The following is a 16,559-nucleotide window of genomic DNA, read 5'->3' on the forward strand; positions in this document are numbered from 1 at the left end:
CGGTGGCCATCGTGTCCGCCCATTCGCGGGATGGCCTTCTTCGTCTGTCCTCGTCTTGCTCTTCATCGTGCGCCATGCTCTTGCAGTTGTGCGCCCCTGCCGCTTCTTCGCTTTGCCTCTGTCTAGTACAGGCCGGAGGCCATATCACACCTTCTGGCCTGAAATGAGCTTTTCTGCACGGGGGTTGACGGCGAAGCTCCTGTCGATGGTGTTGGAACCTCCGGCCCCGTGGATGATTTTCTCCAGACCCTTGACCTCGATGGTGTTGATGGTCTTGCCGGTGTCAAGATCCTGGCGGGTGATCGTCACCCGGTCGGGTTCGTTGATGTGGTGATACCAGACGTCCACGGTTTTGTCGGAGAAAGAGGCCCAGAAACATGATCTGGACCAATTGTCCTTTTGGCAATGGGTTCTGTTCAGTCTGACGGTCTTTCCTGAGTTGACTTCAGTCCTCAAAAGGCCGCCGTCCCCATACCACCAGTAGAACTGGTCGCCGTGCAGTGAGTGGGAGTCATAATATGAGTATCCTATCTGGCTTTCATGGAAATGCACCGGTCTGGCCTCCTCGTCGACAAGGGGCAGGACACGACGATTTCCTGTTTTTGCATCCCACTGTTCTATGGTTGCATAGGAAAAGTTCTCGCCTTCGGTATCTTCGGCAGTGAGGAAGCGGCGGAGATTATAATCCAGATCATTGTGCTTCTTTTTTATTGTCGAAGAATTGCCTCCTTGGCTGGAGATAAAGACAATGCTGTCATTAGTGCATGATGGATTACTGATGACGACATTATCGGATGTCAGGATATTGTCATGTGTGCTTATCGTTCTCGGGTGATAGTGATTGTCAACTATCAAAGATGAGAAGCGGATCAACTCTTTGCTGAGATTGACGCCATCGTCGGTAAGCTGATAGGCGTAGACGGAGCTTCCGCAAACACTGATGCTTGAAACAGGGTGGTCCGTCAGGAAGCGATGCTTTTCGGCTTTCTGACCGTCGAAAAGGACGATGTCCTCGTTGTATCCTTCACCGTCCTCGGTGAAGCCCCCGTTATAGACACCGACATGGGTTATGTTGTCTTGCAACACACCAAGCTTGGCCTGCGTGTCGACTTTGGAGCTGGGAACGACTTTTGGCTTTTGCCCCTCAGCCAGCCAGTAATCGTTGTCTTTGTCGGCGAAGAACAGGCCTTTGACGTTCAAGACACCTTGCCGTATTCCATACCCTTGGTTTTGACCAGTCTGAAGGATCCGTCGGCATAGATAAAGGCCATGTATGTGTTTCCGGAATGGTGGCGCTGGCCCGTTGCGGGACCAGATAGGCAGCTGCGTACACCTTGGAGATGTCTATCTGGTCGAGTGCAATGGTTTTCCTCGAAGCATCCAAGCGGGAACAACCCGCGCCGGAAGCGATCAGGACAAGCGATAGCAGAATGTAAACGGAAGCCCTGACTCGTTGACTGATACGATGCATCGCGGATCCCTCACTTCCGTTTCTGTAAACTGACACCGTCGGTGACGTGATTAGCGAAACCTATTCAGACGCTTTCCTCGGAAAGTTGATGTTCAGTACCTTTTATATGTGATGGTCCACTTGGACTGCATGATGTCACTTGGATACACGCCGGGTCCGCCGTTGAAGTCCAAATCGATTCCGGCGCCGTCCTTGTAGCTGACCCAAACGACTTGCGAGCAGTTCATTGAACCCTTGGAGGTCTTATTGAATGGGAAGTTGTAGTTGTACGCCCTTCCTTTGAAGATGCGAGACAAACGTACGGCCCTGTCCCTGTTGCCCTGTGAGGTATTTACATACTGCAGCTGTCCACCGGAAGCCACTCTAACGTTGCGATAATTAGTTTCTTCAACTGTTCTTCTAGGCCCTGGAGCATGCACAATCATGTCTTTCCGAGAGAAAATACCTGAATGTCCATGATGAATGTCGGCGGTAGAAACGGGGCTGTAGAAAACGGCTCCGGCGTTTCTTGCTTGTGTAATTGGTATGGTTGCCTGATTGTTGTTACTTCTCGTCAAGTTAGTATGTAGACGTGCCTCCTTGAGCGCTGAATTAACGACATCAGAAAGTGGTTTGCCCTCCCTGTCCGCCTCTGACTGACGGCATTGCGCATGCCTTCGTAAGACGATCCGGGGTTGAGTTCAACAAGTTCTTGGATTTGTTGGGATGTAGATTCGCTTGCAGATGCCGGCATGACCATGCTGCCGAGAGCACTGCAATAAGATTATGCCGTTTCATTCGATACCTCCTTGTACTATGTGGGCCATCTTTCGTCTTCGAAAGTTGGCGAAGTTTATTGTAGGGTATCGGTTGGTGGCGGTCAAGGTGATGCAAGGCACAGTGAATTGCCTGCCGCTTCGAACGCAGACTGCGCGTGCGTGGCGCCTCTGTCGGGAATCCTGCCTGGAGGCCGTATTCGTCGTTCCCTCCCGGCCGCCGGGATGTGGCGCCCCGCTGGGAGCCCCGTGCGCCGCAATCGGTCGACCCGCAGGTCCATCCGGCCGTTTCATCCCTATGGCCATGGCACGATGGGGATTCCTGGCTGGCTTCGACTGGCTCTGCCGGTCGCGGCGGCGTCGGCCCGGATGCCGCAGGTCGGGCATCCGGGTCTGAGCCTTTAGACAGTTTCCGGCTTCTGCACCACCAGCGAGAAGGTCAGGGGAATCCTGGGAAGGCCACCAGGCATGACCCAACCCTGGCGATCCCTGTCGTACTCCAGCATGGGGAGGGCCTTCCAGTCGCTGATGTCATGCTCTCCCAGGGCTCTGATGGTCAGGCCTGCGTCGATGAGGACCCCGGTCATCTCCTGGAAGTCATGTGCCTAGTTGTGGTTGGTCGTGTGTGTGATTCTGGGGCCCGGGGCCTCGGCTTTCCCGACGATGCCTCCTGTCCTTTCTTCCTCGCCGTCATCCTGTCTCATCGTGTAGGTCTGGTCGGTCTCGTAGGTGATTTCGGTCCCGCTGAACCAACCCTGCACGATGGTCAGGCCGTCATCGTCCAGGGCGAAAAGGAGGGGGTGGATGTCCCTGATCGTGAAGATGCCTCCCGGTGCCAGGAGGGAGGCGATGGATTGCGCCCACTCTCGGAGGTCGGGCAGCCAAGTGATGGTGCCGACCGATGTGACGATCAGGTCGAAGAAACCCTTCTTGTCGGGCATGACCTCGGAGGCGAAACGGGCATCACCTTCGACGTAGGTAATGGGGGCGTGGGCGCGGGCGGCCAGCCGACGGGCGTGGTTGAGGGCGGCGGGGGAGAAGTCCAGCCCGTGGACATCTCTGGCCCCCAACCTCCACCAGGTCAGGGTGTCATCGCCTAAGTGGCACTGGAGATGGAGGAGGCGGCGGCCCTGCATCGTGTGGTCGGGCAGGTGGTCCCTGAGCACGGCCATGTCCTTCATGACCACCGGGGTCAGGGCGGTAGGATCGTCGGCGAAGGCATCCAGGTCGCCGTACCCTCCATGCGCGTGGACCTCGGCCCGATCGTTCCAGTTCTCCAGGTTGTCGCTGACATCGCTGGAAGAGGCATGTGTTCTGTCGGTCATGTTTCGTTCTTTCCTATGATTCGATGGATGGATGTTCCCTTGAAGATGGCATCGTTCTGATGACGATGCCGCAGCGGCACTTTTGCATACGGCTTGATGGAACATGTCGATGGCATGACAAGAGGGCCCCGTTCGGGCTCTGTCGCCCGCGATACGGAGCCGGGCCGAAGCCCGGTGCTCACTGCTCTATGAAAATCGTCAGTACAAAGTTTACGCTTCACAGGGGACGCCACACCAGTGGGGACAGCTGTTATGGTTGGCTCCGAGTAACGCCGGCGGGATGGGAGACCTGCAAGCAACCGGTCCCGCCGACACATTCTTTATATTCGGTTAGCCGATACCACAAACTCCGGCCGAATTACAGGCTTCTCCATATGGTTTATGGTTCTGCACCTATTGGTTCCAATCGAATCCACCACTTCCTCCTCCTTGTGGTGTTGCTGGCGCGGGTGCGGTGTTGCTGGCGCGGAGCCGCCTCCTCTGCTGCCGTGGTTGTATGAGGGCCGACGGGAGGGCGTGTGGCCTTGCCGATCCCTGCTGTGGGAGGGGGTCGGACGCTGCTGGGCGGGCGCCGGACGCCGGGCTGGCTGCCGGGCGGCAGGAGCCGCCGCCTGGGCTGGCGGGGCGGCTTGGTCTTTCTGTTGGATGGACGTGTTCACCTGGTCGATGGCCGATTGCAGGGCTGCGGCCGCGTCCTGATAGTCCCTGGCCTTGTCGCCTTTGATGCTGCCGGCCTGGCTGATGGCCTGCTGCAGGCTGTCGCGGACGGCGTTGTCCGCTACTTTCCCGTCGGAGTCGCTCAAAAGCTTTGAAGCCTCGTCCTTCTTCGCGTTCAAGACCGTCTTCGCATCATCCAGGCTTTTCGCATCCCGAGAGGCCAGCACCGCCTTGCCGGCCTTCGCATAGTCGCGGTCGATGCCCTTCAAGCGGTTGCTGGCGCGTCCGGCCTTGTCGGCGGCGCTGACCTTCGGATGTGTCTGGGCCTCTTGCTCGTAGGGCTCCAGACGCTTGGGCGAGATCGCTAGGGCCAGGACCGACTGTGTTGCAGCATTCATATGCTTATGCTGCTATATGAGCAATAAGTTCTTCGTCCCTATATCGTAAGATACGGGGACGTCGTATTTTCGGCATAGGATTTAGTTCCTATAGGCCCTTTTGCTAATTGAACTGATCGTCAGAGTAGCTTTCGATTGCTGCCGTCGAGAATCAGAATGTCATCCATTGTGCTGGCAACGTTACGGCCGATTACTTGGGGCGTCTGTCCGTTGGAGAGTGCATGTTGGATGTTGGGAATGTCTCCCCATATCCTGCGGAGCGCGTGAATGCCGTCGGACAACTCGGCAGTTGGCATTTCATGTTCGACGAGGACATCGCCGACCTGATGGTAGAAACCGCCGAGGTTGAACATTGGCCGCATCTCATTATGGAACTGTCCAGGGCTGAATGTTCCTCCGGTCAGGAAATTGTCCAGACAGTCAGAGAAATGCGGGTATTGGCTCGGATCCATGGTTCGCACTTCGTCTGGGAGCTGGTCCAACCGTTCAGCGGAATGGTCAAGTTCTTCAGCGCTGATCGATCAGGCCGCCTTAATAGAGAGGAAAGCCCATGAGTTCAACTGTTGCTCGATTGGTTCCTTGATGGGGTTCTGCGGCGCTAGCGGTTTGTCGACAAGGACATAGTCATTGTCGCGACCACGGTCACGGCGGTGGCACCTATCCTGCGTTCGATCCTGGTGAGAGTAAACATTATCAATCTCCTTTGGTTGATGTGTGCGCCTACGGCAATTCCGTGGTAGCAAAAGAGCGGGGGTGGGGTCTTTTCTGATTTGTTTAGGGAACATGTGTCAATTTGCTGAGATTTGTAAATATTGTCCTATTCGTGGGAATTTCCCCTGCAGATCGAAGTTTTTTGGTTTTACCCCTCATCAAAACTACATAGACCGTCACGCCGGAGTGAACAGGACGGTATTTCGTCTTTCATGTTATCGAGGAGACCCCCATGAGCGCCAGCAAACCGATCGACAACAAAGCCCACGCCGAAGAACTCGACCGCATGGCCGACCGGGGTGAACTGCACCCCGTACCAGGTACGAAGGTCCATCGCGGCTACGACGCGGAACCCCTGACCGAAGACGATCTGCTCGACATCTTCCAAGGCCGGCCACGGGCGGTATTTAAATAGCCCGCGGCCAAGACCTGGAAACCCATTTCCCGAACCTAAGAAGCCAAGCAGCCTGACAGACCTAATTAGAAAAGAACCCAATGAAGAGCCCGTTAAGGTGATTTCATTGGGTTCTTTCCGGATTGGGCTCATATGTACTGCAGGGGAGAGGCTGACTGCCCGGAGATGCCAACATTTTTCTAAACAAAGAAGTACAAGGCTACAGCAATCAAGGCACCCAGAAGAAACCCCAGTGACGGAAGGATCAGGGTCGATGACGTTACTTTTTTGTTTCCCCTGGTCATGGCCCCCAGGAGAACCCCGAATGATCCAAAACCCATCAGGAAGCCTGTGAGTATCGATAAGGCTGGATCATGCTTACCTAAAATAGGGTATAACACTTGGATGGCCGCACCTAAAATAAGCTGTCCAAAACAGACTCTTGCTAAACCTTGTGTATTCCAATGTCTTGCGTGTGCCTGGCTTGTCTGGTCTTGATACATAGGAAATCCTTTACCTAGAAAAGTGCCTATCGAGATAAACGTATATCCGGTAGGCACCCAGCATCATTTGTGTCGTGAATAACTTGTTAGCAGAATGCTTCGCCAATACCGATTACAGCTCCAGTGACACAGCCTCCGATGGTCGCTGCTATGCCTGCAGGAGTTGGTGCTGTAACGCCTGCCACGCTCCAGATAATGCTATTGACAACTCCCAAACCTGTCATGGCTGCGGAACAGCCGCTGATACGGTGCGATTGTAATCCGGGATTTGCAGAAGATACACCCGGGTCGACCGCCTCCGCCTTCTCGCGTACTTCTTGCCCGGTGACGCTTCCCTTGTGCATGCCGTTGGTATAAACATCAATCACGTCAGTGGTTTTGTCGTAGGAGAAACGAACGGTTGTGCCGTCAGACAGCTTGTAAGTATCCCAGGCAACAGCATAGTCGGCTGGCCCCCTGAGGGTACAAAGAGCGCAGAGGAGCAAGCTAGACGAATCGTATATGCAATTCGAGCCTGGGCCACGTCCCGCCCTCCTACGGAGGTTGGACTGCCTACCCGAGTGGCGCAGGCAGGTAGGTCAATAGCGCAGGGTTGAGCATTTTTAGTGGGCACTTTTTGGCAGGTGGGGTTAGCAAGCATATAACTTGGAATGTCAAACGATGTTGAAAGGGGGTGTAATATGCAGAACTCATCTGATTTTCTTCACTCACTTATGCAAGATCATGATGTTGTTGACCTTGCCGACCAAGACGACCTCAGCTACTTCGTGACACAAGGCACTGTTCTCCATTGGTAATTTCCAGTAGAACCGGGTCGAGGACAGCGATCCTTGATTCTGAAACTGTCCTAGGCCATTCTTTTTAGAGAAAGTCTCATTATGGTCGCATTGGGTATCATCATAGATCGTAAATGTAATATACGTTGCAGTCATTGCTGCTTTTCTTCCGGGCCTAAGGCTACCGAGCACCTGACAGATGATCAGGTGATGAGCATCGTTGAGCAAGCCTGCAATTCATCTGCAATCGACACGATAAGCCTCAGCGGCGGGGAAGCTCTATTAAGACATCAATTAGTTATAAATTGTCTTCGCATGGCAAAAGAGCATGGTAAGCCAGCCGGTTTGGTATCGAACGGTTTTTGGGGTCAGAATATTAAACGAGCGAACTCCACTCTTCGCCAATTGAAGGAATCAGGCCTCAGAGCATTAACGCTTAGCTTTGATGAATTCCATCAGGACAACCTCAAAGTGGAACGGATAAAAAACATATTGGATGCGAACACCAACGTTGGCATTCCGATTTCGATGAACGTAGCAGTCTCCAGATCTCATAACCCCGACCGACTTTTGAGCCAGCTCGGGGATTCCCTGATCGGAGTAAAGGTCACGAGGTTTCCGATTCAACGAGTGGGTGCTGCGCTCCAATTTCCAGAGCAAGACATAATCAGGAGATACAGCATCAACGATGACCTGAGATGCCCCGGTTTTGAACCCACGTACCATTTCAATGGCAAGGTCTATCCATGCTGTTCCCCTGTAGTGTTCGGAAGCACCCTAGTGCTTGGTGATGCCGATGACACATCCGTACAAAAAGCGCTCACCTTAATCCAAAGAAACCTGATGTTTTCTGTCATGCGCCATAAGGGTTTCAAATGGTTATTCGAACTTTGAGTAAAAAATAATTTACTCGACGAGTCATTCCTCCACCGCGAGTATGTCGATGCTTGTGAAATGTGCGGAATTATCTTCTCCAATCCTGAGATTGTGAATGGTCTGGTTCCACTCATCGAACAGGAATACAGCAGTGAAGATCAACGATGACATCGTATTCACGCTACAACGACAGTGATATGGAGATTCTTCGCGAGGACGCGAAGCTGGTAATAAAGAACAAAGCCACCGGAAGAATCGTGGAAGTGGAGAATTCCGACGACCTGACGAGTCACTTGGATTTCGATTCGGTCAAGCCCAAAGTATCCGGCGTTGTCTTTGTCTTGTATTGCATCGTTTCTAGCTGTGCGATTGCAGGGATGATTGTCCTTGGCGTCTGGTGGGCGCTGTCCGTTGACATTAGCAGAATCCCTTTCGTTGCTTGGATCGTTCTTGCGATGTATTCCACTGTGCAGACTCTTTTCCACGAGGCTTCCCACTATTTGGTGTTCCTTTCATTCGGAAGAAGGCCGGACTCTATTGGATTCAAAATGAACTATTATCTATTCCCTGCCTTCTACGTGAGGATGAACGACGTGCATCTTTTGACAAGACCTGACAAATATGTACTGCACACTGTCGGAATAACAGTAAACGCAATTGTGAGTCTTGCTGGTTTTGGCATCGTTCAAACTTTCTTAATGGGTGAATCTGCCCGGTTTGTTGTTGCTTGGTATGCGGTAGCCATGTCCTATAATTGCCTTCCGGTGCTCAATTCTGATGGATTCAAAGCGTTGCTCGCTATTACTGGGGAGAATGAGCGGCGCCATTTTTCAGATAATCCTTTGTGGATTAGAGGCATTGTCGTGGTAGGATATATCCTTGTTTTTCTCTACACGGCAAGGATTGCGGTGGCCGTGATCAGATGGTTCGCCTAGGGATTGAGAAGTGCGTATGCTTCTGTTGAAACTTGCGGTGCGTTCCGTGGCTATTGACGTGGTGTCGTGGCTGGCGTTGATCATTACTTCTGCGATGCTGGCGGTGGTGGTCACTCTAGACATTGGATTGGTAGTTGCCGGCGCTGGCACATCTGGCGAAGCACAGCAGTCGTTCGTCGCGTTCGGATGTGTGGCGTTGGGATTCTGTGTTCTGGTGGGTCTGTTGTCGCTGATGATGGTGATTCGCGTATGTCTAGGATTGCAGCGTCGTTCCGTGGCGCTGTGGCAGTTGGCGGGCGTTCTGCCCCGGACGGTGTTCGTGGTGCTTCTTGGCGAGGTGCTTCTGGTGGGTCTACTGTCCTCCCTGCTGGGTGCGCTGGTGGCGGGACTGGCATGGTTTCCGTTCGCGCGTCTTATTTCTTCCAGCGGGCTGCCCTCGGACGGCGCGCTGGCTCGGCCTCTTACTCCACTCGCTCTGTGGATCGGCACCGGATCCACAGGCGTGATCTGCGTTCTGGGCGGGCTGCTTTCGGCCAGGAGAATCGCGCGCGGCGATGTCCTTGAGGCAGTGCACGGCGGCGGTCAGACATCGCGAAGCGGATTTTCTTTGCCAAGGCGCATCTCAAGAACCGTGCTGTCAGCTGCCATTATCGCGGGCACCGCAGCGCTCTACATGGCGATAGGCCATGAGCGGCCGCTTGCCTCGAAGCGGGCCGTGGGAGATTTCATGACCGTGTACGCAGGTATGGGCATGCTTGTGTGCCTGGTAGTCGCATGCTGCGCCAACCCTCTGATACGAGGGTTGCTCGCGCTCATCGGCCTGGGCTCCGATCGACTCGGAGCTCCGTGGTTTCTGGCGGTGAGGGAAGCATCCTCGCACCCTGACCTGACCCGCGGGCTGATAATGCCCATCGGGCTGGCCGGCGGCGCGGTCGGTGTGATGATGGCGTGGATAGGCAAGCTGGGCTCAGTCCTTTCTGGATCCGGCGAGACCGTGTCTGCGCCCCCGGGACAGATGGCGTTGCTGTTCGGCGGTGCCGTCGTCGTCGGATGCGTCGCCGCCTCGTCGGTCGTGTTCGCCACCATGCGCAGCAGAGAAAGGGATGCCGCGATCCTGATCGCCGGCGGCGGCACGAATGGACTGGTCTGGATGAAAGCCGCGTGCGAGACCGTGATCTATCTGGCCCTTTCGCTCGTCGTCGCCTACACAATCGTGTGGGCCAACGAGCTGGCCATGGATCACGCACTCACCTCGGGGCCGATACCATCCGCACCATTCACTCTGCCAGGCTGGCATGCCGCAGGAATCGTGGTTTTCGGCATGCTCGTCGTTGCCATGATGCTTGCCGTCACCACTGCAGGAATAACCCACAGACAGATAATCCGTGTAGTTCTCAACGAAAGGTAGATCATGACATCACCATTGCTTGCAGCCTCGGGAATCCGCAAGACCTACCACACGAGAAAAGACCGTGTCGAAGTGCTACGTGGCATCAACCTGAGCGTGGATCCCGGCGAGTTCGTGGCCATCGTCGGCAGGTCCGGTTCTGGCAAGTCCACGCTGCTTTATTGCCTATGTGGGCTGCTCAAGCCAGATTCCGGGTCCATCAGCATATGCGGACAGCACGTCATGGGACAATCCAACGCGCAGCTCGCACGGCTACGACGCGATCACGTCGGCTTCGTGTTCCAGGATCTGAACCTGATCAGCGCGCTCAACGTCGCTGACAATGTGCGTCTTCCTGCCAAGATGGCCGGCATCCATGCCTCTAATGGGCAAGTCGATGCAATCCTGCATCAGGTGGGACTAGACGGGATGGGACATGAACGGACGGACAATCTGTCGGGAGGGCAGCGTCAGCGCGTCGCCATCGCAAGGGCGCTGCTACGCCGTCCCGATATCCTATTCGCAGACGAGCCAACAGGATCGCTTGATCCTTCGACCGCACGATCGGTCATGCATCTCATGCGGCAGACCGTCACACCCGGCAGCGCCCTGATCATGGTCACCCATGACCTAGAGATCGCCGTGACCGCTGACCGGGTCGTCGTGCTTTCCAACGGCATCAGCAATGATGTCCTGACTCATCCCACCGTCGAACAACTTTTCGAACTCACCCAAGAGGAGAACGACTGACCGGCGTGTGAAGAGTGTGCATCAAAATACTCACACTTAATGGATTGGATAATGCATTGTGATGCCTCGGGCGATTCCGTGTCCGCAGCGTCATCCTATGGTATCGACGGGCCCATGCATCCGCCCGCGTCTTTGGCGCGATGGCCTCGGCATCATGCATCAGATTCCAGGCGTCGTCGAGCTGGCGTTTTTTGAAATTGATCTTCAATTGAGCTCCTTTGCTAGGGGGTATTTGCTGAACAGCCGGGACGATCGTTTCTGTGCATGTTGTTTTTGAAAGACGTTTCGTCGGGTGTTCGAGGCATCTTGTTCGATGGTGGAAAGACGTATAGTCGGATGCGTTTTTGTTGACGCTTTCGTTTTTGGTTTTGTTGATTTGCGGTACGTTCGTTTCTTCTTCTTGTCGAAGATCGGCTGGGCCATGCTTTCCGAATGCTGGATGGCCTGCCTCGCTCTCGTGCTGGTCATCGCAAGTCCTGCCGGGTGTTGTGGTTGGGGTGGGTTCGGGTGATGCGGTGCGGGATGTGTTTGTGTTTGTTCCCGTCCCGCTGTTGTTGTGGGGTGTTTCTGGATGCTGTGGCGGGTGTAAGCGCTTTGTCTTGGTTGGGGTGTTGTTCGGGGGGGGGTGTTTGTTTTCTTGCGGGGTTGATGCGGGTTGGGGATGCTGGGCGGGGGTCTTTGGCGCAGGGGGTTGGAGGGTGCCGGCTTGTGGTGGGGCGTGTGGTCGTGTCCGGGTCGTTCGTTGCCTGCGGGGTGCCGGCCGTCCGGGTAGACTCGGCCGTGACGGCATGGATGGAAGGGGTCGGCATGGCTGAGCGTGATGACGTGGATCGGCGGGACGGTGACGGCAGGGCCCGCATGGAGCTGGCGGCGTGGAGGCTGGTGGCGCAACGGGCGTCGGGCCTGAGCGTCGAGGAGTTGCAGGGGCGGGTGGACGCCGTCCTGGCCGACGAGCCCGAGAGCCTCAACGGCTGACCTGTCCCGCCTGTCTCCGGCCGCTCTTCGGGGCGGTTTTTTTATGCCTGTGGGTTGATATGCCGCCTAACCTCCCCATTGGGGGTGAATAGTGTGACCGTCCCCCATACAGGAGCGTCCATGATTTCTCCGCGACCTGCGCCGTCACCCCTTCCCGGGCCGGGCGTCCCCGCCGCAGCTCCCCCCAGGCAGTGCTGCGCCACGCATCCCCGGGCGATGGCCATTCCCCTCCGGACCCACGCTAGGAGAAGGGGGGCGTCCGCCCTCTCTCACACGAAACCGAAGGAGTGCACCATGGCCATCAGACCAGACATCCCGGAAAGAGCACGGCGCAGACCCGCCCCGACCGCCAACGCAGGACGGGAAGGAGGTACCGGCCATGCCCTTCCGCTACCACTGCACGAATCCTGACACCGGCAAATACGAGTACCTGTGGGTCGACGAGGTATCGCACATCATGATCCACGGCGACGACGCGAGCCGTGAATCCATGCGGGACGCCGCAGAGAACTTCTCCATCGAGATCATGCATTTCCAACTCATGGCCATCCTCGCCGACGGCCTCAACTACGGCTACCGGATCCTCCGCGACACGGAGGTCGACCCGCGCATCCTCGACTACCTGAAGATGAGCCCCAAGGTGCGCTACCGCGACACCTCCTACAGGATCCTGTACAACCACATCGTCAAACCCGACGGCACACGCCAGCAGCGGGTATAGCCGAACAGCCTCCCGGCCCCGCCCGTCAGGGTATCCTGGAAAAAGAGGAATGACAAACACCCCGCAACCCAGCGGGGCCGGGAAGGACACCATGGAAGCAGAGGGCCTGCTGCCACACAGCAAGGCGGCATTCGCAGCAGCACGCGAAACCGTCGGCATCTCCCAGGCCATGCTCGCCACCCTCCTGCACATCAACCCCAAAACCGTCAAAAGCTGGGAATCACCCCACATACCAGCCATGCCCTCCGCCAAAGCCTGGAACCTGATAACCAGCCTCATGACCCAGATCGACAGCTTCACCAGCCTCGCGCTCGCCGAAGCCGCATACGGACCCGTCGAACTGCTCATAGTGCGCGCCATCCGCAAGGACGCGCAGGTCCAGATCGTCAACGCCCGCATCAGATCCGCAATGACCGCCCTGATCCACGCCGGAAGCCCCCCAAGCATTGACTACATCCCCATGCCCGAAGACACCACCCGCCTCGGCCTGGACATGTCCGGCTTCATCCGCAGACCCCCACACCGCCACGACAAAACCCACCATCAACGAACCCACCACCCCGAAAGCCCAGACCCGACAACAGCACATGCCTGAAAAACCGCCGCCGATCGGCACAGCAGCCCCTGACGACCCACCCGAAAGCCCCACAGACGCGGCCACCCCGCGCCACAACTGAAAACCACCGCCCCCAAAACGGGACCGGACCCGCCACAAGAAAAAAGACCACCCAAGCCACAATAGATACCACCCACACAAAAAGGAGCAGCACGATCCACCAGAACAACACCGACACAACCAGCAAAACCAAACAAACCCGCACCACCCCCAACCAAGGAATAGCCTCGCTCGCAGAGAGCGGGCAATGGGACAGGATGCTGGACCGCCTGGCCGGGTTCCGGCCGTATTCGGCCCCCAACGTCCTGCTGATGCTCGCCCAGGCGCCCCAGGCGACGCGGGTCGCCGGCTGCCGCAAATGGCGGGAGATGGCCTGCTGTCCGTTGCCGAGCGTCTTCGGCATCTCCCAGGCGGACCCTATCGAGGGGTTCGGCCACCCCCTGACGACGGAGCCGAAGATCGAGGGGACGTCGTCCCGATGGCCCATCGTCCGCTGGACCCCCACGTGGATAGGGGCACGTCTGGCTGTCGACGTGGAGGGCCGGGCAGCCTGGCTAAAAGTGTAATGCAAAAGTGTAATGCAAAAGTGGCATACTATGGATATGAGCAGGAAAGACAAGGGACCGGCGTTCAGCGCCACGGGTCGGCGCCATTTCAAGGAACTTGACCTGGACGAGGACAAGGCCCGGAGAATGGTGACGGACGCGGACGACGACCAGAGCATCCTATGGTCGGCCATCCCCGACCCGCGCGACACAGCCGTGCCGCCCATGCGCCACCGGCGCCCGGTCCTGTTCCTGGTCTGCCACCTGCCGCCCGACGCCCTGTACCACCCTCTGGCGGAGGTCCTGCTGGGGCCGGACGAATACGGCCATCCCGAGGTCTTCCACCTGTACCGGCTCACCGACATCTGGCAGCGCTACTGGCTCGACCACGACCCGCAGGCCCCGGCCAAAATGAGACGCTGGGGCCGCCTGAACGGATAGGAGAAACACATGACCAAGAACAGGGAATACGAACAATACAAGGACTACATGGCCCACCCCGAGCGGGACTTCCAAAGCCCGCCGCTCGCAGCCTGGACGGGGGAGGACGCGCACAGGCTGGGCCGCATGCTGGCCGACCCGGACACGGACTGGGACAGCATGGTCGCCACCATCCAAGGCCGCCCGTCCATGGACCAAAGGCAGGAAGGACGGGCCGCAACCCGTCAACGCTCCATCCGGCTGCCCCGGGCCATGGACGAATACGTGGGAGCTGCCGTGCGCAGGGAAGGTCTGAAGAACGCCAGCGAGTACGTCAGACTGCTGATAAGCCGTGACGCCGCCCAGCACCAGCACAAGAAAATCGTCGCATGACTGAAAAGACAGGGAAACCCGAAACGGACCAGACCGCGACCGTCAGGGAACTAACATGGTGGGACCAGACCCGAAGCGCCCTGACACCCAAAGGCAAACACGGCGCTGACAAATACCTCACCGTCCTCGCCGACCTGCTTCTGTGCGCACTCACCATCTGCTTCATCCTCGCCGTGGCTACGTTCGTCCGCATGGCCCTGACCATGCATCCACGCCAGACCCTCGCCGTGGCCCCGGTCCTGCTGATCCTGATTGGACTCTTCGAGCTCGGCACGCTCCTGGTGGGCATACCACAGACCGACACAAAAACCACCATGGTATCCGCCATCCACATCATCTACATCGAAACACTCATCTTCGCCCTGACGACACGACTGGGCCACCCGGATCCCACACCATCGACAGCCCTCACATGCCTCACACTCCTCGGCATAGTCGAGGCGCTCGCCATGGCCGTGTTTTGTTGTGACGTCATCCGCGATCGGTTTGATGCCCGGCAGAACCGTTGGTGGCTTCGGACCGTCATCTACCCCATCATCGGCATCGTCTTCATCGTCGCCTATTGGGTCATGCCGGACCTGGCGGACCAGTCAGGCACGCTCGTCTATTCGCTCGCCATCACGATCGTGGTCGTCAACTATCTGATGCAGCTGGTGAACGAGCGCCTAATCCCGCGCGAAAGGCCGTCCGTGTAGCTGCCACACTTTTTATGTGTGCTCAGTTAAAGGTTCCCTGATATAAGGAGAGTTCATAGGGGGATTTCCTCATTTGCTGCTGTCCCCAGCCAAGGTGCTTCACTGCAGCTCTGGCGATTAAGGTCTTCCTCTGATGTTGGTCCATTGGTGGATGTCGGTGTAGGTGGGTTTCATTGGTTGTTTCCGCGATGTCGTGGTAGTTGGTTGTTGGTGGTCCATTGGTATTCGTAGGCGGTGTGTTGTTGGCCTCTGAGTGTGGTGAGGATGCCGTGTTTGATGGTGGTGGTGCTGGTTCCTGGGCGTGTGGGGGCGATGGCTTGTGCGGCTTCGGTGCTGTTGGAGTATCGGGCGACGAGCCTGCCGTTGGCCCATTGGTGGATGCTGGTGTAGGTGGTTCCTGGGCGGTGGCGTCTTTTGGGTGCCTGGTTGCGTGCGGCGAGTTGGGTGATGGCGGTTCGGGCGGTGCCGCTGGGGTTGCGGTAGCCGGATTCCCAGGATGAGACGGTCTTGGCGCTGCATCCGAGCAGCTGGCCGAACTCTTGTTGGGTGAGGCGGAGTCGTTTCCGGATGCTTCTGATGTCCTGGGAGTGTAGGTGGGCATGTGCGCATCCTCCCTTCAGTCTGCAATGTAGCACTCTCCATGGGGTGGCGCGGTGGAGCTGGGGGAGGGGACCGTGGATGGCCGGACCCGGACCGCCTGGCCGGGGGGATCGGACCGCCTGGACGCGGTCCTGGTCGTACGGATCGGGGCCCGCACGGATGCCGGCACACACACATGCACGGCCCTGTGCTCATGCTCATATGCATATGAAACCTTGTACAGATACACATATGATCATATGAGAAGATGAGCAGATGATCATGCAAGCCCATTCCACAATGATACTACCCACACAAAAAAGGAGCGCTGATGGCCGCATTGGCCGAAGCCCAATTCCGGATCTTCGCGAGCTCGCCGGCGGGGATCGGGTCCTGTGCAGCGCGGGCGGACACACCGTGGAGCGCATGGAGAGGGCCAGGCTCATCCGCCGGCAGCCTCACCGCCCCCGAGAAGCGCGCCGTCCTCCTGGAACGGGCCTGCCCCGAGCGCGCCCGGCGCCGCCTTATCCTCGACCGCGCCCGGTCCGTCGCCCTGCCCGCCGCAAGCAGCTTCACCCCTTCGCCAGGGAGGGGCTCGCCCGCCTCGCCGCCCCCCCCCCCCCCTTCGACCGGGGGCGTGGGCTCCACGACCTGGGCTCCGGCCGGTCCGGACGCTG

General features: G+C 57.3%; 20 protein-coding genes. 13 read left to right on the plus strand and 7 right to left on the minus strand.

From position 1 onward, the window contains the following. Window positions 1-144: 144 nt before the first annotated feature. From J3U06_RS04560 to J3U06_RS04575, 4 genes are all read right to left on the minus strand, one after another. On the minus strand, window positions 145-1,200 hold the full coding sequence (locus J3U06_RS04560) for a hypothetical protein (protein WP_267444460.1): 1,056 nt from the start codon (window positions 1,198-1,200) through the stop codon (window positions 145-147). Window positions 1,201-2,627: 1,427 nt separating this feature from the next. Continuing rightward, window positions 2,628-2,813, minus strand: a complete 186-nt coding sequence (locus J3U06_RS04565) for a hypothetical protein (RefSeq protein WP_267400780.1) — start codon at window positions 2,811-2,813, stop codon at window positions 2,628-2,630. A gap of 18 nt (window positions 2,814-2,831) precedes the next feature. Next, window positions 2,832-3,551 carry a class I SAM-dependent methyltransferase gene (locus tag J3U06_RS04570; protein WP_267400779.1) on the minus strand — a complete coding sequence of 240 codons (720 nt, stop codon included), beginning with the start codon at window positions 3,549-3,551 and terminating at the stop codon, window positions 2,832-2,834. Between the two features lie 320 nt (window positions 3,552-3,871). Then, entirely contained in the window at window positions 3,872-4,606 is a 735-nt protein-coding gene (locus J3U06_RS04575; RefSeq protein ID WP_267400778.1) for a hypothetical protein, read from the minus strand. 221 nt (window positions 4,607-4,827) lie between these two features. Between J3U06_RS04575 and J3U06_RS04580 the strand changes: the two genes are divergently transcribed. Both J3U06_RS04580 and J3U06_RS04585 read left to right on the plus strand, forming a co-directional pair. Beyond that, entirely contained in the window at window positions 4,828-5,160 is a 333-nt protein-coding gene (locus J3U06_RS04580; protein WP_267400777.1) for a hypothetical protein, read from the plus strand. A gap of 389 nt (window positions 5,161-5,549) precedes the next feature. After that, the gene (locus J3U06_RS04585; RefSeq protein WP_267431493.1) at window positions 5,550-5,732 is read left to right on the plus strand and encodes a hypothetical protein; all 183 of its coding nucleotides are present in this window, start codon (window positions 5,550-5,552) and stop codon (window positions 5,730-5,732) included. Window positions 5,733-5,911: 179 nt separating this feature from the next. On the opposite strand, the gene J3U06_RS04590 is transcribed toward J3U06_RS04585, so the two are convergent. Next, the gene (locus J3U06_RS04590; protein WP_267400775.1) at window positions 5,912-6,214 is read right to left on the minus strand and encodes a hypothetical protein; all 303 of its coding nucleotides are present in this window, start codon (window positions 6,212-6,214) and stop codon (window positions 5,912-5,914) included. Between the two features lie 878 nt (window positions 6,215-7,092). Between J3U06_RS04590 and J3U06_RS04595 the strand changes: the two genes are divergently transcribed. The 4 genes from J3U06_RS04595 (at window position 7,093) to J3U06_RS04610 (ending at window position 10,938) form a co-directional block, all read left to right on the plus strand. After that, window positions 7,093-7,884, plus strand: a complete 792-nt coding sequence (locus J3U06_RS04595; protein WP_267444461.1) for a radical SAM protein — start codon at window positions 7,093-7,095, stop codon at window positions 7,882-7,884. 146 nt (window positions 7,885-8,030) lie between these two features. Beyond that, the gene (locus J3U06_RS04600; protein ID WP_267444462.1) at window positions 8,031-8,801 is read left to right on the plus strand and encodes a hypothetical protein; all 771 of its coding nucleotides are present in this window, start codon (window positions 8,031-8,033) and stop codon (window positions 8,799-8,801) included. A gap of 16 nt (window positions 8,802-8,817) precedes the next feature. Continuing rightward, window positions 8,818-10,209, plus strand: coding sequence for an FtsX-like permease family protein (locus J3U06_RS04605; protein WP_267444463.1), 1,392 nt, complete (start codon window positions 8,818-8,820; stop codon window positions 10,207-10,209). Window positions 10,210-10,212: 3 nt separating this feature from the next. Further along, a complete protein-coding gene (locus J3U06_RS04610) occupies window positions 10,213-10,938 on the plus strand; it encodes an ABC transporter ATP-binding protein (protein ID WP_267400771.1) in 726 nt (241 codons plus the stop codon). Between the two features lie 204 nt (window positions 10,939-11,142). Here the strand turns inward: J3U06_RS04610 and J3U06_RS04615 are convergent, their stop codons facing one another. Next, window positions 11,143-11,406 (minus strand): hypothetical protein, encoded by a 264-nt coding sequence (locus J3U06_RS04615; RefSeq protein ID WP_267444464.1) that lies wholly within the window; start codon window positions 11,404-11,406, stop codon window positions 11,143-11,145. Between the two features lie 339 nt (window positions 11,407-11,745). Here J3U06_RS04615 and J3U06_RS04620 point away from each other — a divergent pair, with 339 nt between their 5' ends. From J3U06_RS04620 to J3U06_RS04650, 7 genes are all read left to right on the plus strand, one after another. Further along, window positions 11,746-11,913, plus strand: a complete 168-nt coding sequence (locus J3U06_RS04620) for a hypothetical protein (protein WP_220236990.1) — start codon at window positions 11,746-11,748, stop codon at window positions 11,911-11,913. A 379-nt stretch (window positions 11,914-12,292) separates the two neighbouring features. Then, complete coding sequence (locus J3U06_RS04625; protein WP_267444465.1) at window positions 12,293-12,634, plus strand: hypothetical protein; 342 nt, start codon at window positions 12,293-12,295, stop codon at window positions 12,632-12,634. A 49-nt stretch (window positions 12,635-12,683) separates the two neighbouring features. Beyond that, a complete protein-coding gene (locus J3U06_RS04630; RefSeq protein ID WP_267444466.1) occupies window positions 12,684-13,229 on the plus strand; it encodes a helix-turn-helix domain-containing protein in 546 nt (181 codons plus the stop codon). A 278-nt stretch (window positions 13,230-13,507) separates the two neighbouring features. Then, window positions 13,508-13,816: a hypothetical protein gene (locus J3U06_RS04635; RefSeq protein WP_267444467.1), complete on the plus strand. Its 309-nt coding sequence runs from the start codon at window positions 13,508-13,510 to the stop codon at window positions 13,814-13,816. Window positions 13,817-13,828: 12 nt separating this feature from the next. Next, window positions 13,829-14,236, plus strand: a complete 408-nt coding sequence (locus J3U06_RS04640; RefSeq protein WP_267444468.1) for a hypothetical protein — start codon at window positions 13,829-13,831, stop codon at window positions 14,234-14,236. 9 nt (window positions 14,237-14,245) lie between these two features. Continuing rightward, a complete protein-coding gene (locus J3U06_RS04645; protein ID WP_267444469.1) occupies window positions 14,246-14,608 on the plus strand; it encodes a hypothetical protein in 363 nt (120 codons plus the stop codon). Further along, window positions 14,605-15,303 (plus strand): hypothetical protein, encoded by a 699-nt coding sequence (locus J3U06_RS04650; protein WP_267444470.1) that lies wholly within the window; start codon window positions 14,605-14,607, stop codon window positions 15,301-15,303. The genes J3U06_RS04645 and J3U06_RS04650 overlap by 4 nt, the downstream gene beginning before the upstream one ends. A 170-nt stretch (window positions 15,304-15,473) precedes the next feature. On the opposite strand, the gene J3U06_RS04655 is transcribed toward J3U06_RS04650, so the two are convergent. Continuing rightward, the gene (locus J3U06_RS04655) at window positions 15,474-15,938 is read right to left on the minus strand and encodes a helix-turn-helix domain-containing protein (protein ID WP_267444471.1); all 465 of its coding nucleotides are present in this window, start codon (window positions 15,936-15,938) and stop codon (window positions 15,474-15,476) included. Window positions 15,939-16,559 lie beyond the last annotated feature (621 nt).

The sequence above is a fragment of the Bifidobacterium sp. B4142 genome, assembly GCF_026537325.1.
Classification (GTDB): domain Bacteria; phylum Actinomycetota; class Actinomycetes; order Actinomycetales; family Bifidobacteriaceae; genus Bombiscardovia.

Excerpts from the sequence above, each read along its gene's own strand:
- J3U06_RS04645 (WP_267444469.1), top strand. The coding sequence starts at position 14,246 with ATGACCAAGAACAGGGAATACGAACAATACAAGGACTACATGGCCCAC.
- J3U06_RS04650 (WP_267444470.1), top strand. The coding sequence starts at position 14,605 with ATGACTGAAAAGACAGGGAAACCCGAAACGGACCAGACCGCGACCGTC.
- J3U06_RS04610 (WP_267400771.1), top strand. The coding sequence starts at position 10,213 with ATGACATCACCATTGCTTGCAGCCTCGGGAATCCGCAAGACCTACCAC.
- J3U06_RS04640 (WP_267444468.1), top strand. The coding sequence starts at position 13,829 with ATGCAAAAGTGGCATACTATGGATATGAGCAGGAAAGACAAGGGACCG.
- J3U06_RS04630 (WP_267444466.1), top strand. The coding sequence starts at position 12,684 with ATGACAAACACCCCGCAACCCAGCGGGGCCGGGAAGGACACCATGGAA.
- J3U06_RS04570 (WP_267400779.1), bottom strand. The coding sequence starts at position 3,551 with ATGACCGACAGAACACATGCCTCTTCCAGCGATGTCAGCGACAACCTG.
- J3U06_RS04595 (WP_267444461.1), top strand. The coding sequence starts at position 7,093 with ATGGTCGCATTGGGTATCATCATAGATCGTAAATGTAATATACGTTGC.
- J3U06_RS04575 (WP_267400778.1), bottom strand. The coding sequence starts at position 4,606 with ATGAATGCTGCAACACAGTCGGTCCTGGCCCTAGCGATCTCGCCCAAG.
- J3U06_RS04585 (WP_267431493.1), top strand. The coding sequence starts at position 5,550 with ATGAGCGCCAGCAAACCGATCGACAACAAAGCCCACGCCGAAGAACTC.
- J3U06_RS04590 (WP_267400775.1), bottom strand. The coding sequence starts at position 6,214 with ATGTATCAAGACCAGACAAGCCAGGCACACGCAAGACATTGGAATACA.
- J3U06_RS04580 (WP_267400777.1), top strand. The coding sequence starts at position 4,828 with ATGTTGGATGTTGGGAATGTCTCCCCATATCCTGCGGAGCGCGTGAAT.
- J3U06_RS04605 (WP_267444463.1), top strand. The coding sequence starts at position 8,818 with ATGCTTCTGTTGAAACTTGCGGTGCGTTCCGTGGCTATTGACGTGGTG.
- J3U06_RS04620 (WP_220236990.1), top strand. The coding sequence starts at position 11,746 with ATGGCTGAGCGTGATGACGTGGATCGGCGGGACGGTGACGGCAGGGCC.
- J3U06_RS04615 (WP_267444464.1), bottom strand. The coding sequence starts at position 11,406 with ATGACCAGCACGAGAGCGAGGCAGGCCATCCAGCATTCGGAAAGCATG.
- J3U06_RS04600 (WP_267444462.1), top strand. The coding sequence starts at position 8,031 with ATGACATCGTATTCACGCTACAACGACAGTGATATGGAGATTCTTCGC.
- J3U06_RS04635 (WP_267444467.1), top strand. The coding sequence starts at position 13,508 with ATGCTGGACCGCCTGGCCGGGTTCCGGCCGTATTCGGCCCCCAACGTC.
- J3U06_RS04625 (WP_267444465.1), top strand. The coding sequence starts at position 12,293 with ATGCCCTTCCGCTACCACTGCACGAATCCTGACACCGGCAAATACGAG.
- J3U06_RS04565 (WP_267400780.1), bottom strand. The coding sequence starts at position 2,813 with ATGACCGGGGTCCTCATCGACGCAGGCCTGACCATCAGAGCCCTGGGA.